This is a genomic window from uncultured Holdemanella sp. (assembly GCF_934754935.1).
Taxonomy (GTDB): domain Bacteria; phylum Bacillota_I; class Bacilli_A; order Erysipelotrichales; family Erysipelotrichaceae; genus Holdemanella.
Map to the genome: position 1 here is coordinate 1 of NZ_CAKVJB010000022.1, position 11,867 is coordinate 11,867.

Annotated in this window: 14 protein-coding genes; 1 reads left to right on the top strand and 13 read right to left on the bottom strand. The window is 33.3% G+C overall.

All coding sequences use genetic code 11. From position 1 onward, the window contains the following. From tnpA to Q0E86_RS07035, 9 genes are all read right to left on the bottom strand, one after another. The coding region (gene tnpA / locus Q0E86_RS06995) for an IS200/IS605 family transposase (protein WP_295755652.1) at positions 1 to 272 on the bottom strand (272 nt) is incomplete at its 3' end. 128 nt (positions 273 to 400) lie between these two features. After that, the gene (locus tag Q0E86_RS07000; protein WP_295755654.1) at positions 401 to 802 is read right to left on the bottom strand and encodes a hypothetical protein; all 402 of its coding nucleotides are present in this window, start codon (positions 800 to 802) and stop codon (positions 401 to 403) included. Positions 803 to 810: 8 nt separating this feature from the next. Then, on the bottom strand, positions 811 to 1,140 hold the full coding sequence (gene rhuM, locus Q0E86_RS07005; protein WP_295755656.1) for a RhuM family protein: 330 nt from the start codon (positions 1,138 to 1,140) through the stop codon (positions 811 to 813). A 22-nt stretch (positions 1,141 to 1,162) separates the two neighbouring features. Further along, positions 1,163 to 1,342, bottom strand: coding sequence for a hypothetical protein (locus tag Q0E86_RS07010; RefSeq protein WP_295755658.1), 180 nt, complete (start codon positions 1,340 to 1,342; stop codon positions 1,163 to 1,165). Further along, complete coding sequence (locus Q0E86_RS07015; RefSeq protein WP_295755660.1) at positions 1,326 to 1,460, bottom strand: hypothetical protein; 135 nt, start codon at positions 1,458 to 1,460, stop codon at positions 1,326 to 1,328. Before Q0E86_RS07015 ends, Q0E86_RS07010 begins: the two co-directional genes overlap by 17 nt. Before the next feature lie 507 nt (positions 1,461 to 1,967). Continuing rightward, positions 1,968 to 2,609, bottom strand: a complete 642-nt coding sequence (locus Q0E86_RS07020) for a helix-turn-helix domain-containing protein (protein WP_295755662.1) — start codon at positions 2,607 to 2,609, stop codon at positions 1,968 to 1,970. After that, entirely contained in the window at positions 2,572 to 3,264 is a 693-nt protein-coding gene (locus tag Q0E86_RS07025; RefSeq protein WP_295755665.1) for a DUF3990 domain-containing protein, read from the bottom strand. The genes Q0E86_RS07020 and Q0E86_RS07025 overlap by 38 nt, the downstream gene beginning before the upstream one ends. 674 nt (positions 3,265 to 3,938) lie before the next feature. Continuing rightward, positions 3,939 to 4,601: a hypothetical protein gene (locus tag Q0E86_RS07030; RefSeq protein ID WP_295755666.1), complete on the bottom strand. Its 663-nt coding sequence runs from the start codon at positions 4,599 to 4,601 to the stop codon at positions 3,939 to 3,941. Beyond that, complete coding sequence (locus tag Q0E86_RS07035; RefSeq protein WP_295755668.1) at positions 4,564 to 5,022, bottom strand: MarR family winged helix-turn-helix transcriptional regulator; 459 nt, start codon at positions 5,020 to 5,022, stop codon at positions 4,564 to 4,566. The genes Q0E86_RS07030 and Q0E86_RS07035 overlap by 38 nt, the downstream gene beginning before the upstream one ends. 126 nt (positions 5,023 to 5,148) lie before the next feature. On the opposite strand from Q0E86_RS07035, the gene Q0E86_RS07040 reads away from it, so the two are divergent. Beyond that, positions 5,149 to 7,932, top strand: coding sequence for an HD domain-containing phosphohydrolase (locus Q0E86_RS07040; protein WP_295755670.1), 2,784 nt, complete (start codon positions 5,149 to 5,151; stop codon positions 7,930 to 7,932). A 32-nt stretch (positions 7,933 to 7,964) separates the two neighbouring features. On the opposite strand, the gene Q0E86_RS07045 is transcribed toward Q0E86_RS07040, so the two are convergent. The 4 genes from Q0E86_RS07045 to Q0E86_RS07060 all read right to left on the bottom strand — a co-directional run bounded on the left by Q0E86_RS07045 (position 7,965) and on the right by Q0E86_RS07060 (position 11,859). Continuing rightward, entirely contained in the window at positions 7,965 to 9,212 is a 1,248-nt protein-coding gene (locus tag Q0E86_RS07045; RefSeq protein ID WP_295755671.1) for an ATP-binding protein, read from the bottom strand. A 122-nt stretch (positions 9,213 to 9,334) separates the two neighbouring features. Beyond that, complete coding sequence (locus tag Q0E86_RS07050; protein WP_295755672.1) at positions 9,335 to 10,405, bottom strand: SIS domain-containing protein; 1,071 nt, start codon at positions 10,403 to 10,405, stop codon at positions 9,335 to 9,337. An 18-nt stretch (positions 10,406 to 10,423) separates the two neighbouring features. Next, complete coding sequence (locus Q0E86_RS07055) at positions 10,424 to 11,146, bottom strand: GntR family transcriptional regulator (RefSeq protein ID WP_288535057.1); 723 nt, start codon at positions 11,144 to 11,146, stop codon at positions 10,424 to 10,426. A 2-nt stretch (positions 11,147 to 11,148) separates the two neighbouring features. Further along, positions 11,149 to 11,859, bottom strand: a complete 711-nt coding sequence (locus Q0E86_RS07060) for a GntR family transcriptional regulator (RefSeq protein ID WP_295755674.1) — start codon at positions 11,857 to 11,859, stop codon at positions 11,149 to 11,151. Positions 11,860 to 11,867: the final 8 nt, after the last annotated feature.

Consider the following 11,867-nt stretch of genomic DNA (forward strand, 5'->3'; position numbering starts at 1 on the left):
TCTTTCATTAAAAGTCTGGCCGATACACCCTTCATAGCTTTTATAATATTTGGAATGTAATGCTGCGGCGTACAATTGATCAACATATGGATATGATCTTCCTCCATATTCATTTCTAGAATTTGAAAACCATTATCCTTTGAAATCTGAATCAGCAACTCTTTTAATCTTGTTGCGACCTGTCCATTCAAGACATCACGACGATACTTTACGCACCATACAATATGATACTGTATAGAATAGACATAGCCTCTACCTTTAACAACTTCCATATGTTTTTTCCTCATCAATATTATAACATATGTATATGATTAAAGCACTATATTTATCATTTATTTTTAAATTATTTATTTAACATCTGCACATCTAATTCATCTCATGACTAAAGTCACAAGTGTTCTTAGATTGCATTATAAAGTAGATTAGCCGCCTTTTCTTCAATACTCGAATATATTTCTCGACCAAAAACATTTTGATATACAGCCGCAATAATTCCTTTTAATTTACCCTGTTCTTTTTCAACACCAAATACAGAAGAAAATCCACCATACCCCATTGAATCAATTAGAATTCTGCACTCTTCATAAGTCAATTGATATATTGAATCTTTACCTTCTGGCTTTAAAACACATCCATGATCATAATCATCCAGTAATGATAATGCATTTGAATAAGCCTCAATCACATTCAACACTTCTTTTTCTTCAATACCCAAAGTAGAAGCAAGCATTCTGGATTGAATCGTGATTGTTTTATTTAAAACCTCAAGTCTCTTTTCATTAACTGCATATCCCTTTATCATATACTCCTTCAATATAGAAGTTGCCCATTTACGAAAGATAATACCATTTTTGATTTTACACGGTATCCTACGGAAATAATCATATCGAGATTATAGTATTCAATTGATCTTTGAATTTTTCGACCTCCTTCAGTTTGAACTGTCGCAAATTTTGCGACAGTTGAATCATCTAATTCTTCTTTTAATGCGTTGCTAATATGTTTACCAATCGTTTTAACATCTCTATCAAATAATTGTGCAAGTTGATTACGATTTAGCCAAACAGTTTCATTATCTGGTGATGCCGTAACATCTAACTGTAAATCACCATTCACAAACTTAATTATTTCATTATTCATATATTCTCCAATCTTTTTTTATTTAAATGACCATGCCATGCTTTGTGGTTGTCGCATATTTTGCGACAACCTTCCATTTGAACTTGTTCCATTTTGGAACAGGTTGCTTAACTCCAACAACACGCATTTTTTGCGTGTTGTTCTCTTTTTCAACTTCTTGATCTTTAAATGTGTTATTTATATGCTTACGAATTTTTTTCATCACGATCAAACAATAATGCCATTTGATTTGCAGATAACCACACAGTTTCATTATCCGGTGGTACCGTAACATCTAACTGTAAATCACCATTCACAAACTTAATTATTTCATTATTCATTTGTACTCCAATCTTTTTATATTTAAGTGATCTTGATAATTAATGTCTTCATTAATTAATAAACTCTATATCATTTGCATAACCATTCCTTTATAGAGCTATAATACAAATAGAGAAAAGCTACTGGAAAAGCAGTGGCTGCTCTGAAATATAGTTAATGCTAAAGCACTAATCTATTTCCATTGCTAGTGGTGATTAGTGCTTTTTGCATTTTTCTATAATTATCAATGTGATTCTTAGTATTTCTACTAGTGCCATTAAACACATGGCAACATCAATATATAGATATATATATACATAGACATTTTCCTCCTGCAAAATCGGAATCTTAGATAACTCAAGATATAATCCTTTTTATTCAGAGGGTTCACCGTTACTACATCCAGTAGCCAATTTCAATTATAACGGTCCAATGTGAAAACATTATTAGCTCCAGTAAATTTGTTGTTTTTATTTCAAATCAAAAAGAAAAGAGTAGAATGAATCATCTCATTCTACCCCTAAATATCATTTTTCAATCAAATCCTCTATCTTACAACCAAATACTTTAGAAATACGATACAACTTATCTACACTCGCCTTATTAATATCTTTATTTCTTTGTTCATATAATTGTATTGAACGAAGACTTACACCAGAAAGATTGGATAATTCTTGTTGCGTATACCCATAAGTAGTTCGAATACGCTTTAAGTTTGTTTCCACATAATACTCTTTCATTTTAGAATCCACAATATCTACAAACTTAGAAATATCCGCCTCATGAAGTGTATAATACATTCTTTTTAAATCTTCAAAACTTAAAACATTAAATATCTCTTTAAAACTTCGATCTGAATACCACTGGTAATAGGCAATAGCCCAACCAATCCAATACTCACATGAACGACTATAGTTTACTTCAGCTTCAATATCCAACTCTTTTTGCATGGTCTCAAATACAATTTCATGTACAAGCTCAATACCACTTTTACCCGCCACACAGGCAGGCTCTCCATTTTCAATACGCTTACTCATAGAGCTTACGACAAACATATTCACAAAATCATCACCTGAAATATGACAAGTATTGATGGCATAATCAAAGGCATCTCCCAACATTGTTTGTGCATTATTTACATATATTTCTTGGTATGCGTGGATCATCATTTTTAATGCCCCCTCTTATAATATCTTGAATAAACAGTCCATTCATTTCTTGATCAAGCATTTTCAAATAATATTGATTTGCTTCATCATTTCTAACTTTACGTAAATCATAATATTGATTCTTATCTGCGGTTTCATATCCTTCAAACTTTAAATTTGAAAACGCAAACTGCGACTTAATGACAATCTGTTCTCCTAATTTGCCCAATCTCATAGCTTGTGCGAGTTGCTCAACTGAAATTGTATTATTCAAGAAACTTTCTGCATAATCAAAATAAGAATCATCCGCACGATAGCCTATAATCAAGTCATATGCGTTCACGTTGATACTAAAATGATCAATCAAATATTGCTTTGCCCTTCTTGCCACAGGCGTTTTAATTGAAAAAAGACGATGCTCTACCAATATCGCAATCCAATTTAAAATCGTATAATCCGAACTATTTAAATTCAAAACCTTCAAATACTCTGTATCTAAAGTATACTTATTAGAATAACCATCATTTAAAGATGAGACTGCCCATTCTTTTGCCAAATCATTACTTTGCGTACAATAAAATCCCAACCCAAAATCATTATTCTTTTTTCCAGCCCCAAATATTGGATTCTCTATTATTTTTTCAGATCCATGGTACAAAATCATTTTATTATCCATTATCATTCATCTCCTTTTAACTAATTATATCACTGTAGCGATATTACGAAAACAAAATTGGAAAGAAATAATATATTGACACATACTAAAGATTTGTTATGATTTAGTTAATCGTAGTCTTCACACCTCTTAACAATGTGGCCCAGAAGGCTCTTTTTTTAGGAAAACATATGAATAATTTATCTCTAATTGTGCAAGCATATTTTATCATCCAGAAATCTCATAGTTTCTCTTGTATTTTTTTAAAAGAATGGTATATTGCATATGACGAAGGCCGTCATCAGACGGCAAACTAGCGAATCACTATCGTACCCAATCGATAGGGCTCGCTTTTTATTTACAATGATTATGTATTGTATTCTATTATAGTTTGAAATATGAACTTATTTAGAGCAGAAAAAAGGAATATGACAATCAATAATTTTAAGCCAATGAAATGTCCAATATGTCATAAATATTATTTTGTTAATGACACCCAATGACAAGAAGAATGACTATTGCCCTCATTGCGGATGAGAAGATGATGAGTTAATGGAAAATGAACCAGATAAATAGGCAGGCTGCTCTAATCCACTTTATTTAAATGATTATCGAAAAGATTATCAACAGCGATTACAGAATTCTTCTTTTTTGAGAAACAAAAAAAAGGTGCAATAAAGCACCGATTTTCTAAATTAGAATAATAATTGTAATCCCATCACAATGATCCACATATAAGCACAAGTCTTAGGAATCATCAATAAACCAATCTTTGGCTTTGTCTTAGACCACAACGTAACTGGGATGTAGCAACCAAATGAAATAATGATCGCTGCAACCATACGGTTTAAGTGTAAATCATACATATTTCCTGAAATGGCATAAAGAAGAATTACACCAATTCCAGTTAGGGCAAATACGGCATTACGAATTACAGACAGTTTCCTGTTTCCTTCTTCTGAAGTCCAGTTATTCTGTGGTAAGAAACATACTACGATACGAACAATAGCTGAAATCCAAATCATAGCCTCAATCCATGCTGGAGCAGTAAGTGTTGGGAATGTTAATTTCCAGATATACAATAGAATAATATAGAATACAGTCATTGTGATTGAAGATACCTGCAATCCAATCCCTAGCTGTCTTTTAATTTTATCATTTGTTCCATAAATAGCTCTTTTAATACGAGGAACCAAGTGGAATGCATCTCCACCACACAAAGTCAATGTTAATACACCATATAAAATAAATAATGGATTTCCTTTTGAATATACAAAGAATAAGATTCCGGCAATTAAGTCAAAAATCAAATAACATGCATCAAAAATTGCTTCCATTAAATCCGGCATTTTTTTCATTTGAGATCATCCTTTCTGCATTGTCATACACCTTTTGAAAGATATCCATAAACACTTTGATCTCATTTTCACTAAGACCATCAAACATGTCTTGCGCAAACTCCTTTTGCGCCCACTTACCATCTTCAATCACTTCACTGGCCAGTTGAAGCAAATGAATGGTGACACGTTTTTTGTTGTTTTTATCCACTTTTCTTTCAATCAAACCACGATCTTCTAACACTTTAAGTGAAGTAGAAACATGAGACTTTGCTGATTTACGAATACGAACAATATCCGCAGCCGTATTATATTCAGGATTATTGTAAAGAAACATTAAGATGTCATATTCCATCTGTCTTAAATTGTATTTTTCACAAACCCCCGACATTTTCATCTCATAATATCTCGTTATTGTTTTATGTTCATCCCAAAAGTGCATATGCATTCTCCTTATTGTTCCATTTAGAACGATTACATTTTATTACTCATGCCTTGGTTTGTCAATAAAATCATTGACACACCTCTAAAAAAAAGGGATACTCTCTTTAGGGAAGAAGGATTTAAAATGCGTACACAAAAATATAACCTACAAGGAATAAAAGTATTCTTCTATATTTTAATGATTGCCATTTTAGGATGGTTTCTTTGTATGCAATTTTTTGGTGCAAATGAACAAGAAAATGATGTTCAATCCCTATCCCCTATCTATACAGGAACGTTTTATTGGGAAAAAGAAGATGGTTCCAAGCAAAAATTAAACATTCCAGGAGATTATGAAATAAAACCCGGTCATACAATGATTATTAGTACAACGCTTTCTAAAGATTATGATGCAACTTCATTTGCAATTCGCTCCTCTTTACAAGACATTAAATTCTACGTTGGAAATGAATTACGTACAGAATATTCTACTAAAGATACAAGATTGGCAGGTAAGAATTCAGCCAGTCGATACATATTTTGTCCCACAACCTATAGGGATGCAGGAAAAACACTACGCATTGAACTAACAACTTATACTTCTAACTATTCGGGTGTTGTCAACGAAGTCTATTGTGGAAGTCAGGCTGAAATCTGGCAATATATATATAACGATTATGGACTATCTACATTCATTGCCTTCTTCATTTTATTTGCCGGAATCACATCCATTATCTTTGGTTCAGCCCTAAAATTTACCTATCACACCACTTTCAGCATGGAATATTTAGGCTGGTGTATGGTTATGGGCGCCATCTGGATGCTTGGAGAATCCAAGATTCGCCAAATGCTAGTGCCAAACGCATCTTCTTTAGCCTCATTATGCTTTGTGATGATCATGCTTAGTCCTTTGCCACTACTGTTCTATGCCGACAGCATCCAAAATGGAAAGCACCGAAAGCTCTATAAATATATTGGGTGTATTGCCCTTCTAAACTTTGCGGTTTCATCCATTCTATATTTAGCTAAAGTCAAAGACTACATTGAAACATTACCTGTTGCACAATGCATTCTGATCTGTGTATTTATCTTGGTATTCATTCATTTATGCCAATACATACGCAAATACAGTCATTCCCGCTCAGACTACTTCTTACTTTTCGGACTCTTTTTAGTCTTAGTCTGCATAGCTGTTGAAAGTATATCCGTCTATTTTGTAGCTATGATTTCCGGCATCTTTATCGGTATCGGCATGATTATATTACTACTCACAAACATTGCTCGTACCATCCATAGAATTCAACTTATTGAACAGACGCGTCACCAAAAGGAATTAGATATTGAAAAGAAAGAAAACAAGAAAATAACGCTTCAAATGATGCAGTCCCTATCTACAACGATTGAAGCTAAAGACGAATATACACGAGGTCATTCAAGACGTGTAGCTCAATATGCGGCACTTGTAGCCAAAAATCTTGGTTGGACAGATCAAGAAATTGAAAATATTAAGAGCTGTGCTTATTTACACGACATTGGAAAGATTGGGATTCCAGACCAAATCTTAAATAAGCCTGGCCAATTAACAGAAGATGAATTTAGTTTAATCAAACAACATACGATTATTGGACAAGACATTCTAAAAGACATCACAATCATACCTCACTTGGGTGAAGTCACAAGAAGTCATCATGAACACTATGATGGTACTGGCTATCCAGATGGACTCAAAGGAAATGAAATTCCAATTCAAGCTCGTATTATTGCGCTTTGCGACAGTTATGATGCCATGAATTCAAAAAGAATCTATCGTGATGCGCTTAGTTTTGAACAAATCAAAGAAGAAATCAAAAAGAATGCAGGAACCCAATTCGATCCTGAAATCACAAACATCTTTCTTAAACTCATGGACAATAAAACTTTATTGAATTTAGAACACGAAAGTATTCCAGTTCATGAAAATACAATTGATAAATTTATATCCGACGTTGTATCAACCATTAAAGATCAGGAAGAAACAAAGAACTACGACTATCTTACAGGACTTCCAGTACGTAGTGTAGGGCAAAAATACATTGCGAGTGCCATGCAAAAGGCAACGGGATGCCTTATCTTTTTAGATATGGATAATCTTAAGAAAATCAATGATGTCTATGGACATAAAGCTGGAGATAGAGCTTTAAAAAGCTTAGGAAAACTATTATTAGACATTCCATCCGATAAGATTACATGCAGAATGGGCGGTGACGAATTCCTTCTATTTTTGCCAAAAGTAAATCATGAAGAGGCTGAAAACACCATTTCTGATTTGATTCAACAATTCAAAAAAATTGTTCAAAACGATCATGAAATTCAATTTGCGACCCTCTCTGCGGGTATGCTTATGACGACAAAGAATGATCATTTTGAAGATGCTTCTTCAAAAGCGGATAAAGCCTTATATTATGTGAAACAAAATGGTAAAAACAGCTATTCTTTCTACAATCAAATTCAATATGGAAATGAATCCAACAATGCGACTGACCTGAAACAAATTGCCAAATCCCTACAAAATAGCGGAAGCTATACAGGCGCTTTAAATCTAGAATTCAGAGAATTCACTCGACATTATGAATACATACACCAATTAATGGTTCGTAATCATTCTTGTTGCTATTTGGTGATGGTGACCATGGAAACTGTACAAGATACACTTCCATACATTGAAGAAATTGAAGAAGCATTAACACATATGGGTGAAGCTATCCACAAAAACATTCGAAAAGTTGATGTTTGTACACGCTATAGTGCCATGCAATATTTGATTATTCTATCCCAACCAATGGAATCAGAAATCCCAAATATTATGACCCGCATCTTTATGCAGTACTATAAGCTTCAAGACAGCCAAAATTTCACACCAACCTATGAATATATCACTATGAAGGATTAAAGGAGATTGACCACAAGTGTCAATCTCCCTTTTTAAATTAACAACCACTTCCAAACTGGAACCACATCTATATTAATTCCATCACAATTCAATTTTGTTTCCTCACTATTTGTGATAAGAAGACACTTTATGTCCGGGATAAATTGATTCAATTTTACAAATGCCTTCGTTTCACGTTCTAAAGTATCCACATCCTCTAATACTTGCATACTCACTTGTATTGCTAAGTTTTCACTAGGAATAAAGAAATCTACTTCGATATTATTTTCAAAGAAATACACATTATCAAATCCATATCTTCGAATCAGCTCAACCGCAACCAAATTTTCCAATTGAGCTGTTTTACAATCCAACAACATCAATCCTAGTAACCCAGTATCCATGAAATAATATTTTGGTGATGTTTCTTTTTCAACAAGTTTTGCTGCATAATTCTGCAAAGAAAAGATAAGATATGAATCTAACATGTGTCCTACATAATTAATTACCGTTTGTTTACCAATAGAAATACCAGCACTTTTCACAATGTTCGTTAACCGATTAAAAGACAAAGCTTTCGTTACAGACTCCGCAATCTTCTTTAAAATCAATCGCACCGCAAAATCATTCGTGATTTTATTTCTCGTGATGATATCCTGCAAATATACCGTTTGATAAATATTGTTTAAAAACGGTCTTTTATTTTTAATATCCACCAATTCAGGAAAAGCTCCATACGTCACATACTGTTCATATTGACTTACAATATCTGCACGCTGTTTCGTACTCATTTGATCAAGTCGTACATTCTCAATATGATTTGCACTCAAATATTCCTTAAATGAATATGGAAATACATTCACAATCATGAATCTGCCACCTAAAATAGAAGCTATTCTATTACTTCCCGTAATATTAATTCGATATTTCATATCCGCAACTCTACGAACAAATTTTTCCCATCCATCAACATTCTGAATTTCATCTAAAAATAAGTATGGTTTTCCTTTCGAACCAGATAATTCAATACCAATCTCTAATATTGTATTTAAATCCTCCACACCAATCTCCAGTAAACGCTCATCCTCGAAATTAACATATACAATTTGTGACGATGGAATTCCATCATTCATTAAGTTATGAATCTGTTGATACATCATATATGATTTACCCGTTCTTCGTATACCAACAAAACAATAGTTCACATTTTCTTCTAAATCATAATTCCTAGAAATCAATAGATTATCAAGATACATCTCCTTTTGATCGATTATTATCTGTTTCAAAATATCTCGATTCATATGTATCAACCTCCTTCACCTTATCATATATAGATATTGTCTTACTCACAAGACAATATTCATATATTTTTGTCTTACTAACAAGACAAAAGCCTTCCGAACAAATCGAAAGGCTAATAAAACTAATCTTCATATGTGATAGTTTTTGAATTAACAATCTTTTTAAACTCCTCAAACAACGGATGTTTAGGAATGGATCTTAACTCTTTACTAATTCGATATGCAAATAATTGGAATACTTGAAGATATGTTAAGGATACAGTATCTGCACATGGATTTAGTAACGTTAATACATGATCATCATTATACGCTTTATTTGTGATGTAATATACACGGTCTGAAACAGCACGAGAAGCTCTATAGATTTGGTATGAACGATCTGAAGTTTCATCTTGCGCATCAATAATAAATACATTATGTTTTGGAGAAAGTTGCAAATTCGGTCCATGAATATATTCTTCTAATTCATATGCACAAGAAACAATCTTCACAGTTTCACCAATCTTTAGTGCTGCCTCTTTCGCAACACCTTCAGCTACACCACATCCAGCCGCATACATATTTTCCATAGATAAGAAGTTCTTTTTAAACTTATCTAAGAAAGCTTCTTCACGCACAAAGTTTTCCTTTTGCATAGAAGCATAGTTTTCACAATACTCATCCAACCAAACTGTATCAACGGCTTCCTCTTGTTTTTCTAGAATCGCAAAAGTCAATTTCATTAAGAATAAGGCTAGTGTAGTTACACCCTTAGTAACATACCCCTCCTTTTCTTCGTCTACATAATCAATCACAACTTCAGCATGATTTTTAATATCACTCTTTAAATCTCCTGTTAACGCGATTGTTTTACGATCTAATTTTTTTAATATATCCAACGCATCTAATGCGTTTTTACTATATCCACTCTGTGAAACGACAAACACAAAGTCATCTTCACATAATACCGGATAGTATGCGAATGTGTATGGATTTATTACAGTGACATCTACACCTAAGTATTTTTCCATAACATATTTAGCACACCAAGACCCATTTCCGCTTGAACCAGAAGCTATAATCTTAATATTCCTATAGTTTCCATCCATATAAACCTGAGCCAATTTATCCGTCTGTTCTTTATTTTTATATACTGAATTTAAAATATCCTGCGTCTGCAAGACATAATATTCCATTGTTTCTAATTTTCCCATATTCTTTCCTTCGTGAAATTAAATTCTAAATCGATATGTGGATTTATCACTACGAATGTAACTATGCGTATATTCCACGACATTGTGCTCTTTATCATAACCAATATATTGAAACTGATATACAGGTTCTACAAGATTACCCAAAAGCTTTGCGATACGATCATCTGGAAATTGTACAATCAATGAACGATGGAAGTCACAAGGATCATGATCTTTTGTGGCCATGAAATCATATAATGACACTTTCGAAAAATCATAGTTTTCAATACCCTCTACATACTTATAGGGTATATAGGCAATTTCCACAGAAAAAGGTTCCCCGTTATAATAACGAACACGCTCTAAACAATACACGTCTTCTCCTTCTTCTAATTTCAAATGTGCACGAATGGAAGTTGTCGGTTCGATCTTTTCTGCAACAATAACCTTACTATCAATCGTAAAACCCTGTGCCTTTAAAAAACTTGAAAAACCACGATGCTCATCTACCGCATCATAGTTTCCCCAAGCCGGTTTTACAATTTGTTTTGCGACAAACGTTCCTTTATAAGGAACCTTGACCAATACACCATCTTCAATCAAGACATTCAGTGCAGAACGCACAGTTTGTCTATTCACACCATATTTTTCAGCCAAGTCTCTTTCGGACTCCAAACGCTCACCTGGCAACAATTCTCCATTATCAATACGATTTAACAACGTATTTTTTAATTGTAAATACAAAGGTATACGTAAATCCATAATCAACACTCCTCATCCGCATAAATAAAGCGATTCATTCGCATCACAGATTCATGATAACTCTTATATTGATTATCATCTGTATACAAAAGCCCTCTTCGCAATACCAACGGACTGTTTTCTTCCACACCCAAATATTTACTTTCAGTTGGATTTGCGTTTACCACAAGAATTTCCTGCTCCCCATGCGTAAATTTCACATCATAATATTTTTCTAAGACTGAAAACAATGAATTATTCTCTAAATCTTTATCTAATAATCCTGGAAATTGTTCCACTTCAAAATAAGCGGTTTCCAAAGAAATAGCCTCTTCATCCAAATAGCGAACTCTTTCAAATTCAATTAATTTTGTTCCTAACGCAACACCCATTTTCTTAATTAATTTTTTATTACTTTCAAGTACCCTTAGAAAAATCACTTTACGATGCATCTCTTTGCCCATATTTTCAATACGCCCACTCATACTTGAAACAACATTCAATGTTTCCAAAATGCGTGGTTCAGATACATAATAACCCGATCTTTCAACACAATAAATCCAACCCTCATCGAGCAAGCTCTCTAACGCCAAGCGTACAGTTGCACGCTGACAATCAAATATTTCACAAAACTGTCTTTCGCTAGGTAATTTGTCATGAGGTTTAAATTCACCTATCTCGATCTTATAACGAATCTCATCCGCTATATAAATATCTCTAGTAATAGCCTTCATAAAAACCT

Excerpts from the sequence above, each read along its gene's own strand:
- Q0E86_RS07030 (WP_295755666.1), bottom strand. The coding sequence starts at position 4,601 with ATGAAAAAAATGCCGGATTTAATGGAAGCAATTTTTGATGCATGTTAT.
- Q0E86_RS07060 (WP_295755674.1), bottom strand. The coding sequence starts at position 11,859 with ATGAAGGCTATTACTAGAGATATTTATATAGCGGATGAGATTCGTTAT.
- Q0E86_RS07055 (WP_288535057.1), bottom strand. The coding sequence starts at position 11,146 with ATGGATTTACGTATACCTTTGTATTTACAATTAAAAAATACGTTGTTA.
- Q0E86_RS07050 (WP_295755672.1), bottom strand. The coding sequence starts at position 10,405 with ATGGGAAAATTAGAAACAATGGAATATTATGTCTTGCAGACGCAGGAT.
- Q0E86_RS07045 (WP_295755671.1), bottom strand. The coding sequence starts at position 9,212 with ATGAATCGAGATATTTTGAAACAGATAATAATCGATCAAAAGGAGATG.
- rhuM (WP_295755656.1), bottom strand. The coding sequence starts at position 1,140 with ATGAATAATGAAATAATTAAGTTTGTGAATGGTGATTTACAGTTAGAT.
- Q0E86_RS07025 (WP_295755665.1), bottom strand. The coding sequence starts at position 3,264 with ATGGATAATAAAATGATTTTGTACCATGGATCTGAAAAAATAATAGAG.
- Q0E86_RS07000 (WP_295755654.1), bottom strand. The coding sequence starts at position 802 with ATGATAAAGGGATATGCAGTTAATGAAAAGAGACTTGAGGTTTTAAAT.
- Q0E86_RS07035 (WP_295755668.1), bottom strand. The coding sequence starts at position 5,022 with ATGCACTTTTGGGATGAACATAAAACAATAACGAGATATTATGAGATG.
- Q0E86_RS07010 (WP_295755658.1), bottom strand. The coding sequence starts at position 1,342 with ATGAAAAAAATTCGTAAGCATATAAATAACACATTTAAAGATCAAGAA.
- Q0E86_RS07020 (WP_295755662.1), bottom strand. The coding sequence starts at position 2,609 with ATGATGATCCACGCATACCAAGAAATATATGTAAATAATGCACAAACA.
- Q0E86_RS07040 (WP_295755670.1), top strand. The coding sequence starts at position 5,149 with ATGCGTACACAAAAATATAACCTACAAGGAATAAAAGTATTCTTCTAT.
- Q0E86_RS07015 (WP_295755660.1), bottom strand. The coding sequence starts at position 1,460 with ATGAATAATGAAATAATTAAGTTTGTGAATGGTGATTTACAGTTAGAT.